Genomic DNA, 21198 nt, shown 5'->3' with positions numbered 1-21198 from the left:
TCAGTCCTCCTCGTCGAACGCGGGCGCGTGGTCGCGCGCGTACTGGACATAGCTGTTGCTGACCCCCTGCGGCACCATCGGCCACACCATGGAGTCGGCGCTCACCACGAAGTCGATCACCACGGGGCGGTCGTTCGTCTCCAGCGCGAGCTGGATGGCGGCGTCGACCTCCTCCTCCTTCTCCACGCGGATCGCGAGACAGCCGTACGCCTCCGCGAGCTTCACGAAGTCGGGGATGCGGATCGTGCCGTGTCCGGTGTTCAGGTCGGTGTTGGAGTGGCGGCCGTCGTAGAACAGCGTCTGCCACTGCCGGACCATGCCCAGCGACGAGTTGTTGATGATCGCGACCTTGATCGGGATGTTGTTGATCGCGCAGGTGGCGAGCTCCTGATTGGTCATCTGGAAGCAGCCGTCGCCGTCGATCGCCCAGACCTGGCGCTCCGGCTCGGCGACCTTCGCTCCCATGGCCGCCGGCACCGAGTAGCCCATCGTGCCCGCACCGCCGGAGTTCAGCCAGGCGTTCGGACGCTCGTACTTGATGAACTGCGCGGCCCACATCTGGTGCTGCCCCACACCGGAGGCGAAGATGCCCTCCGGTCCGGTCAGCTCGCCGATGCGCTGGATCACGTACTGGGGCGCGAGCAGGCCGTCGGTCGTCGGCGCGTACCCGAGGGGGAACTCGTTCCGGAGGCCGTCGAGGTACGACCACCACTCCTCGATGTCGGGCTTCGTGTCGGCCGTCGCTCCGCGGAAGGCCGCGTCGAGATCGGTGAGCACGTCGCGCACGTCTCCGACGATCGGCACGTCGGCCGTGCGGATCTTGGAGATCTCCGCCGGGTCGATGTCGACGTGCACCACCTTCGCGTGCGGCGCGAACAGTGCCGCCTTGCCCGTGACGCGGTCGTCGAACCGTGCGCCCAGCGAGACGAGAAGGTCGGCCTCCTGCAGCGCCAGCACGGCGGGGACCGTGCCGTGCATGCCCGGCATTCCCAGGTGCTGCGGATGCGAGTCGGGGAAAGCACCTCGCGCCATCAGCGTCGTCACGACGGGCGCACCGGTCGACTCGGCCAGTTCGAGCAGCTCGGCCGCGGCCCGGCCGCGGATGACGCCTCCGCCCACGTACAGCACCGGCTTCTTCGCCTCCGCGAGGAGGGCGGCCGCCGCCTGGATCTGCTTGCCGTGCGCCTTCGTCACCGGGCGGTACCCGGGGAGCTCGATCTTCGGCGGCCACACGAAGGGCGCGGTCGCCTGCTGCGCATCCTTGGTGATGTCCACCAGCACCGGACCGGGGCGACCGGTGCCGGCGATCTCGTAGGCCGCCGCGATGGCGCCGGGGATGTCCGCGGCGTCCTTCACGAGGAACGAGTGCTTCGTGATCGGCATCGTGATCCCCACGATGTCGGCCTCCTGGAACGCGTCCGTCCCCATCAGCGTCGAGAACACCTGGCCGGTGATCGCGAGCAGCGGCACCGAGTCCATGTAGGCGTCGGCGATCGCCGTGACGAGGTTGGTCGCTCCGGGACCGGAGGTGGCGATGCACACGCCGACCTTGCCGGATGCGGACGCGTAGCCCTCGGCCGCGTGACCCGCGCCCTGCTCGTGCCGCACGAGGATGTGGCGCAGCTGCGAGGCGTCCATGAGCGGGTCGTAGACCGGGAGGATCGCTCCGCCGGGAAGGCCGAAGACGTCCGTGACACCGAGAAGCTCGAGCGAGCGGACGACGGCCTCCGCACCGGTGATCTCCGGAGCGGATGGGCGGGCGGGCGGCCTCGGCACGGCCGAGACGGAGTCAGCAGTCATGACTTTCCTTCTGATGAACTGTGCGGGACACCGGCGCTCCGATCGAGCGGTTCCTGAGCCGGTCGATGGATCAGCCGGTCGTCGCTCCCTCGGCGGCGGACCGCACGAGGCGCGAGTACTTGGCAAGAACGCCTCGGGTGTAGCGCGGGGGAAGCGGCTCCCAGCCAGAGCGGCGGGAGGCGAGCTCCGCCTCGTCGACGAGTAGGTCGAGAGAGCGAGCTGCGATATCGACCCGTATCAGATCACCATCGCGCACGAAGGCGATAGGACCTGCGTCCACCGCTTCGGGTGCTATATGTCCGATGCACAGGCCGGTTGTGCCGCCTGAGAATCGTCCGTCCGTCAAGAGTAGTACATCTTTTCCGAGCCCCGCGCCCTTGATGGCCGCGGTGATGGCGAGCATCTCGCGCATACCCGGTCCGCCCTTGGGGCCCTCGTACCGGATGACGATGACCGTCCCCGGCTCGATGGTCCCCTCGGCGACCGCGTCCATGGCGGCGCGCTCGCGCTCGAAGACCCGCGCGGGACCCTCGAAGACGGCCGCGTCGAAGCCGGCGGTCTTGACCACGGCACCCTCCGGAGCGAGCGACCCGTGCAGGATCGTCAGGCCGCCGGTGGCGTGGATGGGGTTGTCGAAGGTGTGGATGACCTCGCCGTCGATCGGCTGCGGGTCGAGCTCGGCGAGGTTCTCGGCGAGCGTCTTGCCCGTGACGGTGAGCGCGTCGCCGTGCAGGAGGCCCTCGTCGAGCATCGCCTTCATGATGACGGGGATGCCGCCGTGCCGGTCGACGTCGTTCATGACGTACTTGCCGAACGGCTTCATGTCGGCCACGTGCGGGACCTTGTCGCCGATGCGGTTGAAGTCGTGCAAGCTCAGCTCGACCTCGGCCTCCCGGGCGATCGCGAGGAGGTGGAGCACGACGTTGGTCGAGCCGCCGAGGGCCATCGCGAGAGCGATCGCGTTCTCGAACGCCTCCTTGGTGAGGATGTCGCGCGTCGTGATGCCCTGACGGAGCAGGTTGACGACGGCCTCGCCCGACCGGTGCGCGAAATAGTCGCGGCGGCGGTCGGCAGCGGGCGGCGCGGCGGAGCCCGGCAGGCTGAGCCCGAGCGCCTCGGCGACGGAGGCCATGGTGTTGGCGGTGTACATGCCGCCGCACGCGCCCTCACCGGGAGCGATGGCGCACTCGATGCGCTTGAGGTCCTCCTCGCTCATGAGGCCGGCACGGCAGGCGCCGACCGCCTCGAACGAGTCGATGATCGTGACGTCCTTCTCGGTGCCGTCGGAGAGCTTGACCCAGCCCGGCGCGATCGACCCGGCGTAGAGGAAGACGCTCGACAGGTCGAGGCGCGCGCTGGCCATGAGCATGCCGGGGATCGACTTGTCGCAGCCCGCGAGCAGGACGGAGCCGTCGAGGCGCTCGGCCATCATCACAGTCTCGACCGAGTCGGCGATGACCTCGCGCGACACGAGCGAGAAGTGCATCCCCTCATGGCCCATCGAGATGCCGTCCGAGACGGAGATGGTGCCGAACTGCAGCGGGTAGCCACCGCCGGAGTGCACGCCCTCCTTCGCCCCCTGCGCCAACCGGTCGAGGCTCAGGTTGCAGGGTGTGATCTCGTTCCAGCTGGACGCGATGCCGATCTGCGGCTTGTCCCAGTCGGCGTCCCCCATCCCGACCGCGCGGAGCATGCCGCGGGAGGTCGTGGCCTCGATGCCGTCGGTGACGACGCGACTGCGGGGCTTGATGTCGATGGGCGCGCTGGTGGAGGGATCATGCGAGGACATGACGAGAGTCTATTCCTGCGCGACGGCCCTCTCGTTCGCGAGCGTCTCCAGAAGCGCGGCGATCTGTTGTGGAGAGTCCACACGGAGGGTCGCGGCGCTCTCCCCCGGTCCGACGCGCACACCGAGGTCGCCCTCCTGCAGCACACGCATCGCATCCTCGTCGGTCACGTCGTCACCGGCGAAGAGGATGCCCGTCGCGTCGAAGCGCTCCCGAAGGGCGATCATCGCGGCGTCCTTGCCCTCGTTCCGCGACGAGAACTCCAGCACCCGATGGCCGGCGCGCCGGCGCCACTGCGGGAAGCGCTCGGCGACGAGGGCGTCGATCTCGGCGAAGACCCTCTCCTCCGTCTCCCGATCCGCGCGACGGGTGTGCACGCCCATGCCGAAGGTCTTCGGCTCCAGCTCCGCGCCCTCGTAGCGGTCGATGATCGGCTGCGCGGCGGCCCACAGCTCCTCGCGCGCCCCGAGCTCGGTCGTGTCCCCCGGGGCGTCGGCGGCACCCTCACCGGGGAACCAGTACTGCGCGCCGTGGGAGCCGGCGAGGACGACCACGGAGTCGTCGGTGTGCTCGGTGATCTCTCTGAGGTCGTGCATGCTGCGACCGGAGACGTAGGCGACGATCGTGTCGGGCATCGCCGCGAGACGGGCCATCTGCACGGCGACCTCCGGCAGCGCCCGCGCGGCCATCGGGTCCGCGACGAGCGGGGACGCGGTGCCGTCGAAGTCGAGGGCCACGACCAGGCGCGGCGTCGTCGCGAGGGCGGTGAGGTCGGCGTCGGCGGTTCCGGGGATCCAGGGGCGCGTCACGGTGTCTCCGATCGAGAAGAAGAAGGGTGTGCAGGGAGTGCGGTCAGCGGCGGCGGACGTCGGCCAGAGCGTCGAGGAAGGATGACGACCAGGCGTTCACATCGTTGTCCAGCACCCGGCGGCGGAGGGAGCGCATGCGCCGCGCCTGCTCGGCGGGGGACATCTCCACCGCCTCCATGATCGCGTCCTTGAGGCCCGCGATGTCGTGCGGGTTGACGCGCACGGCCTGGCGGAGCTCGTCCGCCGCGCCGGTGAACTCGCTGAGCACGAGGACGCCGCGGTTGTCGGTCCGGGTGGCCACGTACTCCTTCGCCACCAGGTTCATGCCGTCACGCAGCGCTGTCACGAGCATGACGTCGGCCGCGAGGTACAGGGCGACCATCTCCTCGCGCGGGTACCCCTGGTGGAGGTAGCGGATGGCGGAGTGACCGACCGTGTCGTGGTCGCCGTTGATGCGGGCCACCGCGAGCTCGATCTCGTCCCGGAGGTGCGCGTAGGCGTCCACCCGCTCCCGGCTCGGGCTCGCCACCTGGATGAGGGTGACGTCCTCCACGTCCAGGCGGCCGTCTTCGAGGAGCTCGCCGTATGCCTTGATCCGGTGCCCGATGCCCTTGGTGTAGTCCAGGCGGTCGACGCCGAGGAGGATGCGCTTGGGGTTGCCGAGGCTGGCGCGGATCTCCGCGGCCCGCGCCCTGACGTCTTCGCGGGCGGCGAGTTCGAGGTACGGGGCGGTGTCGATGGAGATCGGGAAGGCCTTGGCGATGGCCGTCCGCGAGCCCCCCTCATCCGGGACCGCGATACTCGACCCCTTCACCTCGTAGCGCAGCCGGCGCCGGACCGCGGTGAGGAAGTAGGTCGCGTCCTGCGCCCGCTGGAAGCCGATGACGTCGGCGCCGAGCAGTCCGCGCAGCACCTGGTCCCGCCAGGGAAGCTGGGCATAGAGGCCGTGGGCCGGGAAGGGGATGTGGTGGAAGTAGCCGATGGTGACGTCGGGGCGCAGCTCGCGGACCATCTGGGGCACCAGCTGGAGTTGATAGTCGTGCACCCAGACGGTGCCGTCCTGCGCGGCCGCGGCCGCGGCCGCCTCCGCGAAGCGACGGTTCACCCGCACGTACGCGTCCCACCACTCGCGGTGATACTGCGGCGGCGCGATGACGTCGTGGTACAGCGGCCAGATCGTGTCGTTGGCGAAGCCCTCGTAGTAGTCCGCGACCTCGTCGGAGCTCAACGCCACCGGGATCAGGTGGATGCCGTCGGCATCGAAGGCCTCGAGCTCCACGTCGGGCTGGCCCGGCCAGCCGACCCAGGCACCGTGTACACGGCGCATCATGGGCTCGAGGGCGGCGACGAGGCCGCCGGGCGACGTCCGCCAGGTCTCCTCGCCGTCGGGGCCCACGACCCGGTCCACCGGGAGGCGGTTGGCGACGACGACGAAATCAGCAGCGGTCACAGGGGCACTCCTCGGTCCAGTAGCTTCCAACCTATCGAGGATGCGCGCCGACCGCCGGTCCTCCCTCAGGCCTTGACAGCGGACGCCGCGCGGTGCACACCGCTGAGAGCCCAGTTCCCGAGGCCCGCCGCGAACGCGATGCCGGCCGCGATCATCGGGAGGACGAGCGCAGCGGAGGTGCCGAGGCTCTCCGCGATCTCCCCCGCCACCGCGGCGCCGATCGACTGACCGACGATCACGCCGGAGCCGAGCATCGTCATCACCGTCGCCGACCGGCCACGGGGGCTTCGAGCGGCTCCGAAGCTGTACTGGGTGACGAGGGTCGGACCGATGCCGATGCCCATGATGGCCAGGGCCAGCATCATGCCCCCCGGGGAGTCGACGATGCCGAGGAGCAGCGATCCGGCGAGCAGGATCCCCGAGAACACGAGCCAGCGCGCGCGCAGGGAGAACCGGACGGGGAGCCAGGCGACGCCGAGGGCCAACAGCGCGGAGCCGACGCCCATCACGCCGTACAGCAGCCCCGCCTGCTCCGGGGCTCCGAGGTCGGCCATGAACGAGGTGAGCGAGGTGAGCATGGTGCCGAAGAAGATCCCGACGCCGAGGATGCCGAGGACGACGATGAGGAGCTGCGGACGGAACAGCTCGGACACGGCGGACGGTGCCCGACCGTCGTCAGTGCGGTCCTGGGAGACGTGCCGCCCGCTCGGGTGCAGGGCGAAGGCTCCGACGAACACCAGGGTCAGCGCGGCGGCCCCGACCAGCGGGGCCCACGGCGCGAGCGCCGAGGCGAGCACACCCACGAGGAAGGGCCCGAAGACGAAGACGGTCTCGTCCGCGGCCGACTCGTACGCCATCGTGCCGGAGACGGTGCGCGCGCGGCGCTCCGCGGGCATCCGCTCGCCGATGATCGTCACCAGCCGGGAGCGCGAGAGCGGCGCCACCTGGGGCGCGGTCGCGCCGATGCCGATCGCGGCGAGGAGCACGAACCCATCAGCGGCCGGGCCGTAGACGACCGCCGTGAAGAGCAGGAGCATCGCCGCGTTGCCCACGGCGAGCGCGAGGAGGACCGTGCGCTGACCGAAGCGGTCGGCGGCGGCGCCCAGGAGCGGTCCGAAGCAGGCGGTACCGAGACCGACCGCAGCCGAAGTGAGTCCGCCGAGGGAGAGCGACCCCCGCGCCGACACGACGACGGTGAGGACGCCGACCACCATCATGGCGAACGGCAGTCGCGCGATGAACGCGATGAGGAAGTACGGCAGGCCGGCGAGGCGGAAGAGGCTCGGCTCGGCGGTGTCAGGCGTGGTGCTGGTGTGTGTCATGGCTCTCGCGCGTCGATGACGCGTGTCGGGTGCCGCCGCTGTCCGCCGGAGACGCCGACGGCCGGTAGATACACGGTTTCTGCGGCCGCGGGTGAACCGCGACCCTCCCATGATATCCGGTGGCCCTGGACGGACGCCCTGCCAGCCTCTCCCCCGGCTTGTCAAGGCTCCGGCCCCCGCGCCCCGGCTGCGGGTACCGTAGGGGCATGCGCTACCTCTTCAGCACCGGACTCGTCGCCGCGATCTCGGCTGGGATCTCGCTGCTGCGCGGCACCCGCAATGAACCCATCACCTGGCGCTCGCTCCTGTCGTGGGTGAGCTGGGGCATCACGATGGCGCTCGCGGTCGGCGCGGTCGTCGACATGCGCCGCGAACGCCACGGCGTGCCGGTGGACGCCGACTCCCCGCAGTCGGTGAAGAAGTCCAAGAAGGCGCAGCGTCTGCAGTTCCGTTCGCAGAAGGCCCTCGCCGATGCGCAGGGGCACGCCCAGGACAAGCGGTCCTGACGCACCCCCGCGCCTCCCGCGTCAACGGGTGAGGATCAGCGCCTCGCCCTGACCGCCGCCGCCGCACAGGCCGACCGCCGCGGTTCCGCCACCCCGGCGGGCCAGCTCGTGCGCGACGTGCACCACGAGACGGTTGCCGGAGGCGCCGATCGGATGACCGATCGCGATGCCGCCGCCGTGCACGTTGACGATGTCGCCGTGCAGCCCGAGCTCGGTCTGCGAGCGCGCGACTACGGCCCCGAACGCCTCGTTGATCTCCACGAGATCCAGATCCTGCGGCGTGATGCCCTGTTTCCGGCACGCCTGCTCGATCGCCCGCGCCGGCTGCGCCTGGAGCGAGTTGTCCGGGCCGGCGGTCTGGCCGCTCGCCCCGACGGTCACGAGCACCGGCCAGCCTTTGGCCTCGGCCGTCCCGCGCGTCGTGACGACGACGGCGGAGGCGCCGTCCGAGATCTGGGACGAGTTGCCTGCGGTGATCGACCCACCCTCGGCGAAGGCGGCACGCAGTCCCGCGAGGGTCTCCACGGTGGTCTCGGGGCGCACCCCCTCGTCTCGGGTCACCCGCACGGGCTCGCCCCGGCGCTGCGGCACCTCGACGGCGACGATCTCCGCGTCCAGCACCCCGCTCTCCTGGGCGGCGGCGGCCCGCTGATGCGAGAGCGCCGCCACCTGGTCCTGCATCTCTCTGGTGAGCTCGTATCGCGCGTTGTGCCGTTCCGTCGACGCGCCCATGCTCTCCCGGTCGTAGGCGTCCGTCAGCCCGTCGTAGGCCATGTGGTCGAGGACCTCGACGGTGCCGTAGGTCCAGCCGTCGCGCGATCCCATGAGCAGGTGCGGCGCGCGGGTCATGGACTCCATGCCGGCGGCGACGACCACCTCGGCGTCCCCGGTCCGGATCATGCGCGCCGCATCGATCACCGCGGTGAGCCCGGACAGGCACACCTTGTTCACGGAGTGCGCGGGCACGTCCCAGCCGATCCCTGCGCCGATCGCCGCCTGACGGGCGGCGTTCTGCCCGGATCCGGCGGCGAGCACCTGTCCCACGATCACCGCGTCGACGTCTGCCGGATCCACTCCCCCCTGCTCCAGGGCGCCGCGGATCGCGAACGATCCGAGCTGCGGCGCGGTGAAGGCGGCGAGCTGTCCTTTCAGCCGGCCCTGCGGGGTGCGCGCCGCGGCGACGATGACGACATCGTTCTCACTCATTGCTCGGTCCTTCCATTCTCCAGTTCCGGGGCGAGGCGGAGGGGCGGCTCCGTGGCCTCCCGTACCTGCTGCACCGTGACATCGGGCGCGACCTCGACCAGCACGAGGCCCTCCCGCGTCACGTCGATCACCGCGAGGTCCGTGATGATCCGGTCCACGACGCCGCGACCGGTCAGCGGCAGCGTACAGGCGTCGACGATCTTCGCCGAGCCGTCCTTGGCGACGTGCTCCATCAGCACGATCACCCGTCCGGCGCCGTGCACGAGGTCCATGGCGCCCCCGGGGCCCTTGACCATCTTGCCCGGGATCATCCAGTTCGCGAGGTCGCCGGAGGCGGAGACCTGCATCGCCCCGAGGATGGCGGCATCGATCTTCCCGCCGCGGATCATGCCGAAGCTGAGGGCGGAGTCGAAGAACGCCGCTCCGGGGAGCGTGGTCACCGTCTCCTTCCCCGCGTTGATGAGATCCGGGTCGACCTCGTCCTCCCGCGGGTAGGGCCCGACCCCGAGGATGCCGTTCTCCGACTGCAGCACCACGGTCACGTCGGACGGGACGTGGTTCGGGACGAGCGTGGGCAGGCCGATGCCGAGGTTCACGTACGCGCCGTCCGGGAGCTCGACCGCAGCGCGCGCGGCCATCTGATCTCTGGTGAGCGCCATGTCAGGCTCCTTCCGCGGCGACGGTCCGCCGCTCGATGCGCTTGGGGATGTCCTCGCCGACCTCGACGATCCGGTGCACGAAGACCCCGGGCAGGTGGATCGTGTCCGGATCCAGCTCCCCCGGTTCCACGAGCCGCTCCACCTGCGCGATGCACACGCGTCCGGCCATCGCGGCGAGCGGGTTGAAGTTCCGGGCTGCCTTCCGGAACACGAGGTTGCCGTGCCGGTCGCCGCGCGCCGCATGCACCAGGGCGAAGTCGGTGGTGATGGCCTCCTCCAGCACGAACTCGCGGGGCTCGCCGTGCACCGCGAACGTGCGCACGTCCTTGGGCGGTGAGCCCACCGCGATCGATCCGTCGGGGTGATACCGGCGGGGCAGGCCCCCGTCGGCCACCTGGGTGCCCACGCCCGTCTGGGTGTAGAACGCGGCGATCCCGGATCCTCCCGCTCGCAGCTTCTCGGCGAGCGTGCCCTGCGGCGTCAGCTCCAGCTCGAGCTCCCCGGACAGGAACTGCCGCTCGAACTCCTTGTTCTCCCCCACGTACGACGAGGTCATCTTGCGGATGCGCTGCGCGGCGAGCAGCACGCCGAGCCCCCAGCCGTCCACCCCGCAGTTGTTGCTCACTACGCTCAGGTCGGTCGTGCCCTGCGCGAGGAGCGCTTCGATGAGCGCGATCGGGTTCCCGGAGAGTCCGAAGCCTCCGACGGCGAGCGAAGCGCCGTCCGGGATGTCGGCGACGGCGGCCTCCGCGGATTCCCACTGCTTGTCGATCACGTCTGCTCCTTCGGTTCCGTGTCCCCACCAGCCTCCCGCCCCGGCGGAGTCACGGCCAGCACCCTCTTGCGATGTGGACGCCCGCGCCACTAGCGTCCACGATGTGGACACTGCGACGAACCCCGTCCCCGGCACTCAGGCTGTCGCGCGGGCGGCGCGGCTCCTGCGACTGGTGACGGCCGCCGGCACCGACGGCGCCACCCTGCAGGAACTCGCCGGCAGCGCCGGTCTCTCCCGCCCCACGACGCATCGCCTGCTCAGCGCCCTGCGCGTGGAGGGGCTCGTGGACCGGGACGGCGACAGCAGCCGCTGGATGCCGGGACCCGAGCTCTTCCTCATGGGATCCGTGGCCGCCGCTCGATACGACGTGACGGCCCTGGCCCGGGACATCGTGCGGTCGCTCGCCGTGAAGACCGAGGAGAGCGCCTTCTTCTCCGTCCGGCGCGCGGACGAGACGGTCTGCCTGCTGCGCGAGGAGGGCTCGTTCCCCATCCGCTCCTTCGTGCTGAGCGAGGGGGTGCGCTTCCCGCTCGGAGTGGCGAGCGCCGGCCTCGCGATCCTCGCGTTCCTCCCCGACCATGATGTGGATGCCTATCTGGAGCGCCATCCTGAGCTCGTCGAGAGCTGGGGGCGTGCTCATGGCGAGCGCCCGCTGCGGAAGCGCCTCGCCGAGACGAAGGAACGCGGATTCGCCGTCAACCCCGGCCTGATCGTCGAGGGGAGCTGGGGCCTCGGCGCGGCGGTGTTCGACCGTGCAGGGCGCCCGGAATGGGCGCTCAGCCTCACCGGCGTCGCCTTCCGCTTCAGCCCGGAGCGTCAGGCCGAGCTGGGCCGGATCCTCCTCGCCCACGCCCATCAGCTCTCGGCGAGGATCGCCCACGCTCGGCGGTGACCTCGATACATATCAGTAGGTATATACTTTCTGGTATGAATCGCTCGGAGGTCATCCCGTCGCTCGTCCTGTCGGGGTACGCGCTGGGTCGCATCGCCGCCCAGGACGCGGGGAACGACGCCCCCGCGGCGCAGTGGCGGGTGCTCAGCCTGCTCGATCAGTCCGGTCCCCGCCGTGTCGGCGAGCTCGCCGCAGCAGCTCGCACCACGCAGCCCGGGATGACCCGGCTGCTCGGCACGCTCGAACGCGAGGGTCTCGTGCATCGCTCCCCCGATGCCGACGACTCCCGTGCCACCGTCGTCGCCGTGACCCCGGACGGGACGGCGGCCCTGACTGCCTGGCGCTCCGAGTTCCGGGAGACGATCGCGCCGCGGTTCACCGGCCTCGACGACGATGACTGGCACGCCCTCACCCGTGCGGCAGAGATCCTCGCCGCCCGCACCTCCGCAGACCGGACAGGAGAGATCCGTTGAACACCGCCCCCGCATCCCGCACCCCGTCGGTCTGGAAGCAGCCCGCCCAGGTGTGGGCCGTCGCCTTCGCGTGCGTCGTCGCCTTCATGGGCATCGGCCTCGTCGATCCGATCCTCCCGGCGATCGCGGAGTCCCTCGAAGCGACGCCGGTCGAGACGGAGCTCCTCTTCACCAGCTACCTCCTGGTCACCGGCCTCGCGATGCTCGTCACGAGCTGGATCTCCAGCCGGATCGGCGCCAAGGCCACGCTGCTGGTCGGACTCGGACTGATCGTGGTGTTCGCCTTCCTCTGCGCGATCAGCGGCAGCGTCGACGCCGTCATCGGATTCCGGGCCGGCTGGGGTCTGGGCAACGCGCTGTTCATCTCGACCGCGCTGGCCACCATCGTCGGCGCGGCATCCGGCGGCAGCAGCGCGGCGATCGTGCTGTATGAGGCTGCTCTCGGCCTCGGCATCGCCGTGGGCCCGCTGCTCGGCGGCATCCTCGGCGAGCAGAGCTGGCGCGGACCGTTCTTTGGCGTCGTCGCCCTGATGGCCATCGCGTTCATCGCCGTCCTGGTGCTGCTGCGAGGGCCGGGCGAGAAGCGCACCCCCGTGAAGTTCTCCGCCCCCTTCACCGCTCTGCGCCGTCCCGCTCTCGCGATCCTCGCCGTGGCCGCCCTGTTCTACAACATCGGCTTCTTCGTGCTGCTGGCGTTCTCGCCGTTCCCCCTGGGCTTCGGGGCCATGGGCATCGGCCTGACGTTCTTCGGCTGGGGCGTCGCCCTCGCGGTCACCAGCGTGTGGGTCGCGCCCGTGCTGATGCGCCGGATGCCGAGGACCCACGTCATCCTCGCCGTGCTGCCGCTGCTCGCCGTCGACCTCGTCGTCGCGGGGCTGGTGGTCGCCGAACCTGCCGCTCTCGTCGTGTGCATCATCGTGGGCGGCCTGCTGCTCGGCGTCATGAACACCGTGCTGACCGAAGCCGTGATGGAGGCGACCGACCTCCCCCGCTCCGTCGCCTCCTCGGCCTACTCCGCGGTCCGCTTCCTCGGCGGCGCGATGGCCCCGCCGATCGCGGCGCTCCTGTGGCACCTGTTCAGCGCGACCGTGCCGTACCTCTTCGCCGCCGCCGCCGTCCTTCTGGCAGCACTGACGATCCTCCTCGGCCGGAAGGTCCTCGCGCACATCGACGACGAACCTGCCGACGCGACCGCGGAGGACGCGGCGGCGATCCTCGTCGGTGACGCCGGCTGACACGCTCGACTACCGTGGGGGCATGAGCGACCCCTCTTCCCTCCCCGAGCGCAGCCGACGGGTGCAGGAGCACCTCCTTGCGGCCGGTGTCGAGACCGAGATCCGGGTCCTGCCGGACTCGGCACGCACCGCTGCGGAGGCGGCCGCCGCCATCGACTGCGACGTCGCCGCGATCGCCAACAGTCTCGTCTTCCTCGCCGACGGCCGCCCCGTCCTCGTCATGACCAGCGGCGGGCACCGGGCGGATCTCGCCGTTCTCGCGCGGAGCATCGGGGCGCGTGCGGTGGCCATGGCGCCACCCGCCGTCGTCCGTGAGGCCACAGGACAGGCGATCGGCGGAGTGGCGCCCGTCGGCCATCCCGCACCCCTCCCCACCTTCATCGACCGCGCCCTGCAGCAGCACGACGCGATCTGGGCCGCGGCGGGCCATCCGCACACCGTCATGCCGCTGACCTTCGCCCAGCTGTCGAGCCTCACCGCCGGCACGGTGATCGAGGTCGTCTGACCGGATGTCCGCGCCATGCCCCATGATGGAGGCGATACCGGCCGCGGTCGGGTGACCGACGACAGGGAGGCGACGACATGTGCGGACGATTCGCGAACGACGCGACGACGGACGAGCTGATCCGGGAGTTCGTCGCCGAGGGCGGCCGACCGGAGGACTGGTGGAAGTCCTGGCACGGCGCCTACTCGATCGCGCCCACCGAGAGCGCCCCCATCGTCCGGGACCGGGGTGAGGGCCGCATCCTCGAACTCGTGCGGTGGGACTGGCAGAGTCCCCCCAACCGTCCCCAGCGCGCCCCGCTGATCAATGCACGGATGGAGAAGCTCGCCGCCGGATTCTGGGCGCCGGCGTTTTCTGCGGCCCGCTGCCTCGTCCCGATGCGCGGGTACTTCGAGTGGACAGGTGAGAAGGGGCACAAGACGCCGCATTTCCTCCACGGGGACGGCCTGCTCGCCGCCGCCGGCCTCACCTGGTCGATGGATCACGAGGGCGAGAAGGTGCGCTGCTTCGTCGTCGTCACCAGGGAGGCGCGCGACGCCGGCGGCGAGGTGCACGACCGGATGCCCGCCTTCCTGACCCCCGACACGTGGGACGCCTGGCTCACACCGGAGAAGCTCACCGGGCAGACCAAGTTGGACACGCTGGCAATGCTCGATCACACCTCCGCCGACGTCGCGGCGACGCTCCGCGGCCACGTCGTGGACCGCAAGGTGAGCAACACCCGCACCGTCGACCCGTCCGATCCCACGCTTCTCGATCCGGTGGCCTGAAACGGGGAGACACGCGACGACGCACGACACCCCGGTCGGGTAGGAGAACGGGCAGAAGTGTGAAACGCTGAGCACACCCCACACCAGCGGTCATCGCGTCCGCGCCTCTTGGCACAGGTTCCCGTGGCGAGAAGGGAATCTTGCAATGGGCAAGTTCATCTACGAGAACAGCGTCAAGGTCGATATCGAAGACCGCGCTCTCACTCACATCCAGCTGGTCATGACCGCGAAGCTCCGCCGTGGCGAGCCCTTCGGCTTCACGTGGAAGGACGACGTCAGCATGGGCGGCGGCCGGACGACGGTCTGGATCCATGCCGGCAGCTCGCTCGTGTACAAGTACCACGGCAGCCGTCAGCCCAGCGTGAACCGCGCCTGGATCGAGGCTCTCGCATTCACGGCGAACGCCCCGAGCGGGCTGTATCTCGTCCCCGAGCCCGCGGAGCAGCAGCAGCCGGATGAGCGCGAGAGCGCTCTCACGCGCTCCTAACACGCCGACGGAGCGGGTTCAACCCCCCTTCGTATCGGTCCTGTCCCTTCGTACCGTGGAGCCATGGGGAACCATACGGGAATGACGACGACGCACATCGAGATCGATGGGCACGACTTCCTCCTGCCTCGCAGCACGGACGTCGCGGACCTCATGTCTCGGATCGAAGCGGCCGCCCGCTCGCAACCGACCTTCGTCGACTTGGCGACGGGCGATGCGCTGACGAGCGTGCTCATCACCGCCCAATCCCGGGTGGTCGTCTACCTCATCCGCGAGGACACGGGGCAGGATGCCCCCATCGACGCCCGTTCGACGCTCGACTGGGATCTCTGAGGAGCACGGCCCGCTCGTAGACTGGACCGATGCTCGTCGCTCTCATCCGCCCCCGAGGATCCATGACCATCGACGTCACCGGGACATCCCTCGAAGACGTCCACACGCAGCTCGATGCTCATCGCGAGCCGGGCTACGCGCTCACGTCCGCCCCGGTGCGCATGCTCAAGGGCGAGGCGAAGATGGAGGCGACGGGAACGTTCCATCGCATCGACGGCGTCGAGCAGATCGAGGCCGACGACATGGCAGGCATCGAGGCCAAAGTGCCCGAGGGCTGGCAGTTGCTGTCGGTCCGTCGCGCCTGACGCGCGACCCGCCCACCCGAGCGCACGTTTCCCACCCTCTCGCGCAGGTCGACCCGCACGCACCGTGCGGGCTCGAAAAGGCTCCTGCCCTAGCCTGCAGAGGTGCGGTTTCGATCCCGCTAAGAGCACCCTGGCGGCCGGCATGGACGCGACCGTGGATGCAGCGAGCGTCTCGTTCGTACAGACAAAAGAAAAAGCCTCGGAGATGGCGAGATCTCTGAGGCTTGTTCCGTGCACCCCCAGGGACTTGAACCCTGAACCCACTGATTAAGAGTCAGTTGCTCTGCCGATTGAGCTAGAGGTGCGTGGCTCGGGATAACCCCGACCGAGGAATTACATTACCAGCGGTTGGCGCCGAGACGAAATCCACGGCGACCCGGGCGTGGCTCGGGCGTTTCGCCCGCCGATCCTGGCCGATGGTCTCTGCGGCTGCGTCGATGACGGCGACTATTCTGAGAGCGTGACCGCCACTTCCGACGCCGCTGACCTGCGCGCCGATCTCCAGCTCGCCCTTCGCCTCGCCGACGCCGCGGACGCGCAGTCGCTCCCCCGGTTCGACGCTGCCGATCTGGTGATCTCCACGAAGGCGGATCACTCCCACGTGACCGACGCCGACCTCGCCACGGAGCGCGCGATCCGCCGACTCCTCGAGGAGGAACGTCCCGACGACGGCATCTTCGGCGAGGAGTTCGGCGCCCAGGGCAGCACCGCGCGGCAGTGGATCATCGATCCGATCGACGGCACGGCGAACTTCCTCCGGGGCGTCCCGCTGTGGGGCACGATGATCGCTCTCGCGATCGACGGTGTGCCACGGGTCGGCGTGGTCAGCATGCCGGCGCTCGGTCGACGGTGGTGGGCGGCGACGGGACACGGCGCCTGGACCGTCGATGACCGCACGGAGCGACGCCTCGCCACCTCCTCCGTCTCGGCGCTGGATGAGGCCAGCGTGAGTTTCCAGAGCATCGCCCAGTGGCGCGACGCCGGGCAGCTGGACGCCCTGCTGCGTCTGAGCGAGCACGTCTGGCGCGATCGGGCGTACGGCGATGTCTATGCGTACATGCTCCTGGCGGAGGGACGATTGGAAGCCGTCGCCGAGTTCGATGTGAAGGAATACGACATCGCCGCCGCCGTGGCCATCGTCAACGAGGCGGGTGGGCGCATGACGGCTTTCGACGGTTCCGAGACGATCTCGGCGCGCTCGACGCTCGCCACCAACGGCATCCTTCACGACGACTTCCTCCGTCTTCTACACGACTGATACCTCCGAGGCACCATGAACTCCCGACGACTCGCGGCTCTGACCGGCCTCGTACTGATCGGGGCGCTCCTCACGGCGTGTACTGACGGCGGCACACCCGACCCGTCGCCCTCGCCGGAGCCCACATCCGCCGCGGGTGACGCCGCGGCGACGCCGGCGGCCACGGATGAGCTGACGTGCGAGTCGATGATCTCGGAGGGCACGGTCGCCGCCCTCACCGAAGCCGGGTGGACCGCCGAGCCGCGGGAATTCCGCGTCGGCGGCGTCGAGCTCTCGGAGGGACTCCTGTGCTTCTGGGCGGACTTCACCGTCCCGTCCGATCACGGTCAGATGTACGGCTGGTCTGCGCTCTCCCCCGCCGACGCCGAACGGGCGCGGGAGGGCCTCGAGGACGAGGGCTGGCGGAGCGAGGAGAGCGCCCAGGGCGTCTACGTCACGGAGGATCCTCAGTACGCGATGAGCACCGACGAGGACGGCTACGGCATGACGTACCTCTTCGGCGACGGCTGGGTGAAGGTCGCCGACACCAAACAGGGGCTGCTTCTGGTCGAAGGCCGGGACTGAGCAGCGCATCATCCCGACGACGTTGTCAAGCGTCTGGGCTCCTCTCCGCGGAGAGAGCATGCTGGAGGTATTCGTCGAGGAAAGGAACGCGCATGGCTAACGACAGCGACCGCAACGACATCAGCACCGAGCCCTCCCCCGGCCCGGAGGAGAACGACAACCTCGGCGCCGAGGACAACAAGGGCGAGCCGCGAACGGTTCCGCCCACGGATGGGTCCGACGATGACGGGGACGACGTCCTCGCGGAGGATCCGGACCGCTCGCACTGAGCCTGTCGAACACAGGAGCCCCGCCTCATGACGAGGCGGGGCTCCTGTCGTCTCGTCCGGGCGTCGACCCCTGGACGATCTCGTCGACGAGGTGGATCCCCCCAGTCGAGTTGGCCGACTGCATCAGATCCTCGATCCACTGCGGATTCAGTTTCGGCGGCTCCCGACCTTCGAACGTGAAGCGCAGCGGGATCGCCGGATGCAGCCAGATCGTAGAGCGACCGTAGGCCTCTCCCTCGGGGTGGGTCCAGGACACCGTGAAGCTCTCGTTGCGTCGGAGCTTCGTCGCGATCACGACCTTGAGGTGCGCGAGCGCTCGGTCTTCGATGTGGAGCTGGCTCGTGCCGTCGTACATGATGAACCCCATGTGCGAATCGTAGGCCCGCGTTCCATCCGTCACCAGAGGCAGTCAGGTCCTCTGGAGTTCATGGCCGCCGGGATCTGAGCGCGAGCATGTCTGTATGAGCGCCCACCGCTGAGTGACGTCCCCCGAAGAGGGGACAGACGGCTCCTGGCATACGTCGATACTCTGGCCGGATCAGGGGACTCGTGCGAGATGCGAGAGGTGCGAGCGTCGATGGCCGGTCACGCCGATCATCGCCCGGCGCTCATGATCGGAAGGACTTCTCATGACGATCGATGTCGTTGCGGAGCCGCTGGTGGCAGCAGTCCGCGAGGCGTGGGCCAGGGCGCGGGGAACGATCCTCATGCCCTCGGGATTCCAGCTGACGGAGGTGACGGTCGATGCCGGATCGTTGACTGCTCAGGTGGCCGACCCCGCCGGCTCGCGATTCGGCATGCGCGTGGCGCTTCCGAATGCCGCGCGGTGGGAGGGTCGTGTCCAGGGCGGAGAGGGGACATCAGAGCACTGGGCGCTGTGGAGCGTCATCGTCCCCCTCATGGAGGAGCTGGAGACGGACGCCGCGCACCGCTTCCCTCCGGACGCCGACGGCGTCCGCTGGGTGGCCTCATAGGAGAAGCCCCGGTGTCCCGGACGAGAGTCCGAGCCACCGGGGCTCCTTTCTGGTGACAGCGACCTGGTGGAGCTGGGGGGAATCGAACCCCCGTCCAACGCTGAGTCTCCACGCCTTCTCCGGGCGCAGTCTGTGGAAGCGTTCTGCTCGGCTCCGACCTTTGTCACAGACACCTAAGTCGACGAGCCCAGCCTGGGAAGAGTCCCACGTGACGTCCAGACGCCGTCACGCAGCAAGATTCCTAGATGACGCCAGGATCCGTATCGGAATCACATACGGTCTGACGGACTATCGGGCTCGCTTAGGCAGCGAGGGCGAAGTCGTTGCGCTTGGTTTCGGCAACTATTGTTTTGCAGAGAGCGTTTACGAGATAACTCTGCATCCTCGGCCCGCTTCTCGTGGATTCACAGGCGCTGTCGAAACCGATCAGCCCCGTGGTCCTTCTCTCGAAGGAGCCGCTGTCACACTGTGGAATTGTCACTCCCGGGCGACGAGCACCCGAGCATCTCAGACTACAACGTTCGCGCCTCGGCCGCCATTCCCCGCCGCCGATACCCGTCGCGTAGAGTCGGCCCATGAGCGATGTGACAGTCACCGTCCGCGGCGAACACGAGGCGCGTCTGTCGCCGGAACGGGCGACCATCCGCGTCACGGTGCGCGCAGAGGGTCCGGAGCGCGCGACCGTCGTCGACCACGTTCTGCGTCTGACCGAACCCGTCCGCAGCAGCATCGTGGGACGTGTGGATGCCGGCACCGCCCTCGACTGGAGCAGCACGCGACTCTCGGTGCGTGCCGAGCGCCCGTGGAACGCCGAGGGGAAGCGTCTCGCCCCGGTGTACTACGCGAGCATCGACGTGACCGCGACCTTCGCGGAGGCCTCGGAGCTTTCCCTCTGGATCTCCGACATCTCCGCGTGGGACGGTGTCGAGATCGGTTGGGTCGACTGGCATCTCACCCCGGAGACCCGCGTCCGCGTGGAACGAGAGGTCGCCGCACAGGCCGTCGGCGTGGCCGTGACGAGGGCCGAGGCCTACGCCGCTGCTCTCGGTCTCGCCCAGGTGACTCCCGTGGAGATCGCTGACACCGGCCTGCTCTCCTCCACGACGCCGGCGCCGGGCGCTCCGCTCGGGAAGGCACGCGGCGCCGTCGCCTTCGCGGCCGATGCCGCCCCCGCCATGGAGTACGAGCCGCAGGATATCGTGCTCACGGCAACCGTCGAGGCGCGGTTCCTCGCTCGCTGACCCGCGCCCTCAGTCGGCGACGACGAAGGGGGCGAGGTCGGCGGCGAGGCGCTCCGACACGTGCGCGTGGACGGCGGTACCCGCCTCCTCGTGCTCGACCGACAGCAGCATCCCGGTCTCGTGGATCGCGGCGACAAGGTCTCCACGGTCGTAAGGGATCACGGCGTGGAGCTCGACCGCGGGCTTCGGCAGGGCCTCCTCGATCGCTGCACGGAGTTCGGCGATGCCCTCACCCGACCGCGACGACACGAAGTGCGCCCGCGGCTCCAGGCCGCGGAGAACCAGCCGCTCGTCTTCGGGGATCAGATCGGCCTTGTTGAAGACGACGAGCTCCGGCATGTCACGCACACCGACGTCGCCCATCACGTCACGCACGGTCTGCAGCTGTCCGGCCGGATCGGGGTGCGAGCCGTCGACCACGTGGAGGACGACGTCTGCGTCCCCGACCTCCTCCAGCGTCGAACGGAAGGCTTCGACGAGCTGGTGCGGCAGGTTGCGCACGAAGCCGACGGTGTCGGTCAGCGTGTACACGCGGCCGTCCTCGGTCTCCGAGCGCCGCACGGTCGCGTCGAGGGTGGCGAACAGCGCGTTCTCCACGAGGACGCCCGCGCTCGTCAGCGCATTGAGCAGACTGGACTTTCCGGCGTTCGTGTATCCGGCGATGGCGACAGACGGGATCGTGTTCCGCTTGCGCTCGGCGCGCTTCGCCTCACGTGCCGGGGCGAAGTCGCGGATCTGCTTGCGCAGCAGCGCCATCTTCGTCCGGATGCGTCGACGGTCGAGCTCGATCTTCGTCTCACCAGGACCGCGCGAACCCATACCGGCGCCGCCGGCGCCGACCTGTCCACCGGCCTGACGGCTCATCGATTCACCCCAACCACGCAGGCGCGGCAGCAGGTACTCGAGCTGTGCGAGCTCGACCTGGGCCTTGCCCTCCCGGCTTTTGGCATGCTGGCTGAAGATGTCGAGGATCACAGTGGTCCGGTCGATCACCTTGACCTTCACGACGTCCTCGAGCGCTCGTCGCTGGCTGGGCGCCAGCTCGGTGTCGGCGATGACCGTGTCGGCGCCGACCGCCGCGACGATGTCCTTCAGCTCCTGGGCCTTGCCTCGCCCGAGGTAGGTGGCGGCATCCGGGTGCGGGCGGCGCTGCAGCACGCCGTCGAGCACGACCGCGCCCGCTGTCTCCGCGAGCGCCGCGAGTTCGCGCAGCGAATTCTCCGCGTCCTCCTGGGCACCCTGCGGGTACACCCCGACGAGCACGACGTTCTCCAGCCGGAGCTGGCGGTACTCGACCTCGGTGACGTCCTCGAGTTCGGTGGACAGACCACCCACGCGCCGCAGCGCGTGCCGATCTTCGAGGTCCCACTGTTCGCCGTCGGCCGTCGAATGCGCGGCCGTCGCTTCGTCCTGGAGTGCCTGCGCGGCGCCGAACGTGCGCACCTCGGAGCGCTTCTCTGCGTTCGCCAGCACGCGGTCGACCGTCTGGTCGTCGGTGGAGGGTGTCTTCGTCTCCGTCATCCGTTCCTGTCTCTGGTTTCCTCGCGAGCCTTAACCTTAGCCCGCGCTGTCCGGTAC

The 21198-nt window shown here is 69.6% G+C and carries 24 protein-coding genes, 1 tRNA gene and 1 other RNA gene; 14 read left to right on the top strand and 12 right to left on the bottom strand.

Annotation, left to right across the window (positions count from 1 at the left end; all coding sequences use genetic code 11):
- The 5 genes from MICNX66_RS07220 to MICNX66_RS07200 form a co-directional block, all read right to left on the bottom strand.
- The gene (locus MICNX66_RS07220) at window positions 1-1800 is read right to left on the bottom strand and encodes an acetolactate synthase large subunit (RefSeq protein WP_187663921.1); all 1800 of its coding nucleotides are present in this window, start codon (window positions 1798-1800) and stop codon (window positions 1-3) included.
- A gap of 70 nt (window positions 1801-1870) precedes the next feature.
- A complete protein-coding gene (ilvD, locus tag MICNX66_RS07215) occupies window positions 1871-3589 on the bottom strand; it encodes a dihydroxy-acid dehydratase (protein WP_187663920.1) in 1719 nt (572 codons plus the stop codon).
- A 9-nt stretch (window positions 3590-3598) separates the two neighbouring features.
- The gene (gene otsB, locus MICNX66_RS07210; RefSeq protein ID WP_187663919.1) at window positions 3599-4396 is read right to left on the bottom strand and encodes a trehalose-phosphatase; all 798 of its coding nucleotides are present in this window, start codon (window positions 4394-4396) and stop codon (window positions 3599-3601) included.
- 43 nt (window positions 4397-4439) lie between these two features.
- Entirely contained in the window at window positions 4440-5846 is a 1407-nt protein-coding gene (locus MICNX66_RS07205; protein ID WP_187663918.1) for an alpha,alpha-trehalose-phosphate synthase (UDP-forming), read from the bottom strand.
- A 65-nt stretch (window positions 5847-5911) separates the two neighbouring features.
- Window positions 5912-7168, bottom strand: coding sequence for an MFS transporter (locus MICNX66_RS07200; RefSeq protein ID WP_187663917.1), 1257 nt, complete (start codon window positions 7166-7168; stop codon window positions 5912-5914).
- Between the two features lie 206 nt (window positions 7169-7374).
- On the opposite strand from MICNX66_RS07200, the gene MICNX66_RS07195 reads away from it, so the two are divergent.
- Entirely contained in the window at window positions 7375-7674 is a 300-nt protein-coding gene (locus tag MICNX66_RS07195; protein ID WP_025103262.1) for a hypothetical protein, read from the top strand.
- A 21-nt stretch (window positions 7675-7695) separates the two neighbouring features.
- Here the strand turns inward: MICNX66_RS07195 and MICNX66_RS07190 are convergent, their stop codons facing one another.
- From MICNX66_RS07190 to MICNX66_RS07180, 3 genes are read right to left on the bottom strand one after another with little or no spacing between them, the layout of a single operon-like run.
- Window positions 7696-8880, bottom strand: a complete 1185-nt coding sequence (locus MICNX66_RS07190) for an acetyl-CoA C-acetyltransferase (protein ID WP_187663916.1) — start codon at window positions 8878-8880, stop codon at window positions 7696-7698.
- Window positions 8877-9539: a CoA transferase subunit B gene (locus tag MICNX66_RS07185; protein ID WP_187663915.1), complete on the bottom strand. Its 663-nt coding sequence runs from the start codon at window positions 9537-9539 to the stop codon at window positions 8877-8879. The genes MICNX66_RS07190 and MICNX66_RS07185 overlap by 4 nt, the downstream gene beginning before the upstream one ends.
- Window position 9540: 1 nt before the next feature.
- Window positions 9541-10314 (bottom strand): CoA transferase subunit A, encoded by a 774-nt coding sequence (locus MICNX66_RS07180; protein WP_187663914.1) that lies wholly within the window; start codon window positions 10312-10314, stop codon window positions 9541-9543.
- Window positions 10315-10417: 103 nt separating this feature from the next.
- On the opposite strand from MICNX66_RS07180, the gene MICNX66_RS07175 reads away from it, so the two are divergent.
- The 8 genes from MICNX66_RS07175 (at window position 10418) to MICNX66_RS07140 (ending at window position 15314) form a co-directional block, all read left to right on the top strand.
- Window positions 10418-11206, top strand: coding sequence for an IclR family transcriptional regulator (locus tag MICNX66_RS07175; protein WP_232089224.1), 789 nt, complete (start codon window positions 10418-10420; stop codon window positions 11204-11206).
- 35 nt (window positions 11207-11241) lie between these two features.
- Entirely contained in the window at window positions 11242-11679 is a 438-nt protein-coding gene (locus MICNX66_RS07170) for a MarR family winged helix-turn-helix transcriptional regulator (RefSeq protein WP_187663912.1), read from the top strand.
- Window positions 11676-12914 carry an MFS transporter gene (locus MICNX66_RS07165; RefSeq protein ID WP_187663911.1) on the top strand — a complete coding sequence of 413 codons (1239 nt, stop codon included), beginning with the start codon at window positions 11676-11678 and terminating at the stop codon, window positions 12912-12914. Before MICNX66_RS07170 ends, MICNX66_RS07165 begins: the two co-directional genes overlap by 4 nt.
- A 22-nt stretch (window positions 12915-12936) precedes the next feature.
- Window positions 12937-13419: a YbaK/EbsC family protein gene (locus MICNX66_RS07160; protein ID WP_187663910.1), complete on the top strand. Its 483-nt coding sequence runs from the start codon at window positions 12937-12939 to the stop codon at window positions 13417-13419.
- A 77-nt stretch (window positions 13420-13496) separates the two neighbouring features.
- Complete coding sequence (locus tag MICNX66_RS07155) at window positions 13497-14189, top strand: SOS response-associated peptidase (RefSeq protein ID WP_187663909.1); 693 nt, start codon at window positions 13497-13499, stop codon at window positions 14187-14189.
- A 145-nt stretch (window positions 14190-14334) separates the two neighbouring features.
- Window positions 14335-14676 carry a DUF7882 family protein gene (locus tag MICNX66_RS07150; RefSeq protein ID WP_187663908.1) on the top strand — a complete coding sequence of 114 codons (342 nt, stop codon included), beginning with the start codon at window positions 14335-14337 and terminating at the stop codon, window positions 14674-14676.
- 81 nt (window positions 14677-14757) lie between these two features.
- Entirely contained in the window at window positions 14758-15009 is a 252-nt protein-coding gene (locus tag MICNX66_RS07145; protein ID WP_187663907.1) for a hypothetical protein, read from the top strand.
- Between the two features lie 29 nt (window positions 15010-15038).
- Window positions 15039-15314, top strand: coding sequence for a hypothetical protein (locus MICNX66_RS07140; protein WP_187663906.1), 276 nt, complete (start codon window positions 15039-15041; stop codon window positions 15312-15314).
- A gap of 232 nt (window positions 15315-15546) precedes the next feature.
- Here MICNX66_RS07140 and MICNX66_RS07135 read toward each other — a convergent pair.
- A tRNA-Lys gene (locus MICNX66_RS07135) sits at window positions 15547-15619 on the bottom strand.
- A gap of 155 nt (window positions 15620-15774) precedes the next feature.
- Here MICNX66_RS07135 and MICNX66_RS07130 point away from each other — a divergent pair.
- From MICNX66_RS07130 to MICNX66_RS07120, 3 genes are all read left to right on the top strand, one after another.
- A complete protein-coding gene (locus MICNX66_RS07130; RefSeq protein ID WP_187663905.1) occupies window positions 15775-16572 on the top strand; it encodes an inositol monophosphatase family protein in 798 nt (265 codons plus the stop codon).
- A 15-nt stretch (window positions 16573-16587) separates the two neighbouring features.
- Window positions 16588-17136: a hypothetical protein gene (locus MICNX66_RS07125; RefSeq protein WP_187663904.1), complete on the top strand. Its 549-nt coding sequence runs from the start codon at window positions 16588-16590 to the stop codon at window positions 17134-17136.
- A gap of 92 nt (window positions 17137-17228) precedes the next feature.
- Window positions 17229-17405, top strand: coding sequence for a hypothetical protein (locus tag MICNX66_RS07120; RefSeq protein ID WP_187663903.1), 177 nt, complete (start codon window positions 17229-17231; stop codon window positions 17403-17405).
- A 25-nt stretch (window positions 17406-17430) separates the two neighbouring features.
- On the opposite strand, the gene MICNX66_RS07115 is transcribed toward MICNX66_RS07120, so the two are convergent.
- Entirely contained in the window at window positions 17431-17772 is a 342-nt protein-coding gene (locus MICNX66_RS07115) for a DUF7882 family protein (protein ID WP_187663902.1), read from the bottom strand.
- Between the two features lie 262 nt (window positions 17773-18034).
- On the opposite strand from MICNX66_RS07115, the gene MICNX66_RS07110 reads away from it, so the two are divergent.
- The gene (locus MICNX66_RS07110; protein WP_187663901.1) at window positions 18035-18379 is read left to right on the top strand and encodes a hypothetical protein; all 345 of its coding nucleotides are present in this window, start codon (window positions 18035-18037) and stop codon (window positions 18377-18379) included.
- 64 nt (window positions 18380-18443) lie between these two features.
- Here MICNX66_RS07110 and ssrA read toward each other — a convergent pair.
- Window positions 18444-18813, bottom strand: a transfer-messenger RNA (tmRNA) gene (ssrA, locus tag MICNX66_RS07105).
- Window positions 18814-18954: 141 nt separating this feature from the next.
- Between ssrA and MICNX66_RS07100 the strand changes: the two genes are divergently transcribed.
- Complete coding sequence (locus tag MICNX66_RS07100) at window positions 18955-19620, top strand: SIMPL domain-containing protein (protein ID WP_187663900.1); 666 nt, start codon at window positions 18955-18957, stop codon at window positions 19618-19620.
- A gap of 9 nt (window positions 19621-19629) precedes the next feature.
- Here the strand turns inward: MICNX66_RS07100 and hflX are convergent, their stop codons facing one another.
- A complete protein-coding gene (gene hflX / locus MICNX66_RS07095) occupies window positions 19630-21141 on the bottom strand; it encodes a GTPase HflX (RefSeq protein ID WP_187663899.1) in 1512 nt (503 codons plus the stop codon).
- Between the last annotated feature and the right edge of the window lie 57 nt (window positions 21142-21198).

It is taken from the genome of Microbacterium sp. Nx66 (assembly GCF_904066215.1).
GTDB classification, from domain to species: domain Bacteria; phylum Actinomycetota; class Actinomycetes; order Actinomycetales; family Microbacteriaceae; genus Microbacterium; species Microbacterium meiriae.
Note: the sequence above shows the minus strand (reverse complement) of the source record. Positions and strands in the feature narration are given on the sequence as shown.

Coding starts and splice junctions, on each gene's coding strand:
- MICNX66_RS07220 (WP_187663921.1), bottom strand. CDS start 1,800: ATGACTGCTGACTCCGTCTCGGCCGTGCCGAGGCCGCCCGCCCGCCCA.
- ilvD (WP_187663920.1), bottom strand. CDS start 3,589: ATGTCCTCGCATGATCCCTCCACCAGCGCGCCCATCGACATCAAGCCC.
- MICNX66_RS07200 (WP_187663917.1), bottom strand. CDS start 7,168: ATGACACACACCAGCACCACGCCTGACACCGCCGAGCCGAGCCTCTTC.
- MICNX66_RS07195 (WP_025103262.1), top strand. CDS start 7,375: ATGCGCTACCTCTTCAGCACCGGACTCGTCGCCGCGATCTCGGCTGGG.
- MICNX66_RS07190 (WP_187663916.1), bottom strand. CDS start 8,880: ATGAGTGAGAACGATGTCGTCATCGTCGCCGCGGCGCGCACCCCGCAG.
- MICNX66_RS07185 (WP_187663915.1), bottom strand. CDS start 9,539: ATGGCGCTCACCAGAGATCAGATGGCCGCGCGCGCTGCGGTCGAGCTC.
- MICNX66_RS07170 (WP_187663912.1), top strand. CDS start 11,242: ATGAATCGCTCGGAGGTCATCCCGTCGCTCGTCCTGTCGGGGTACGCG.
- MICNX66_RS07160 (WP_187663910.1), top strand. CDS start 12,937: ATGAGCGACCCCTCTTCCCTCCCCGAGCGCAGCCGACGGGTGCAGGAG.
- MICNX66_RS07155 (WP_187663909.1), top strand. CDS start 13,497: ATGTGCGGACGATTCGCGAACGACGCGACGACGGACGAGCTGATCCGG.
- MICNX66_RS07150 (WP_187663908.1), top strand. CDS start 14,335: ATGGGCAAGTTCATCTACGAGAACAGCGTCAAGGTCGATATCGAAGAC.
- MICNX66_RS07145 (WP_187663907.1), top strand. CDS start 14,758: ATGACGACGACGCACATCGAGATCGATGGGCACGACTTCCTCCTGCCT.
- MICNX66_RS07140 (WP_187663906.1), top strand. CDS start 15,039: ATGCTCGTCGCTCTCATCCGCCCCCGAGGATCCATGACCATCGACGTC.
- MICNX66_RS07125 (WP_187663904.1), top strand. CDS start 16,588: ATGAACTCCCGACGACTCGCGGCTCTGACCGGCCTCGTACTGATCGGG.
- MICNX66_RS07120 (WP_187663903.1), top strand. CDS start 17,229: ATGGCTAACGACAGCGACCGCAACGACATCAGCACCGAGCCCTCCCCC.
- MICNX66_RS07115 (WP_187663902.1), bottom strand. CDS start 17,772: ATGGGGTTCATCATGTACGACGGCACGAGCCAGCTCCACATCGAAGAC.
- MICNX66_RS07110 (WP_187663901.1), top strand. CDS start 18,035: ATGACGATCGATGTCGTTGCGGAGCCGCTGGTGGCAGCAGTCCGCGAG.
- MICNX66_RS07100 (WP_187663900.1), top strand. CDS start 18,955: ATGAGCGATGTGACAGTCACCGTCCGCGGCGAACACGAGGCGCGTCTG.
- hflX (WP_187663899.1), bottom strand. CDS start 21,141: ATGACGGAGACGAAGACACCCTCCACCGACGACCAGACGGTCGACCGC.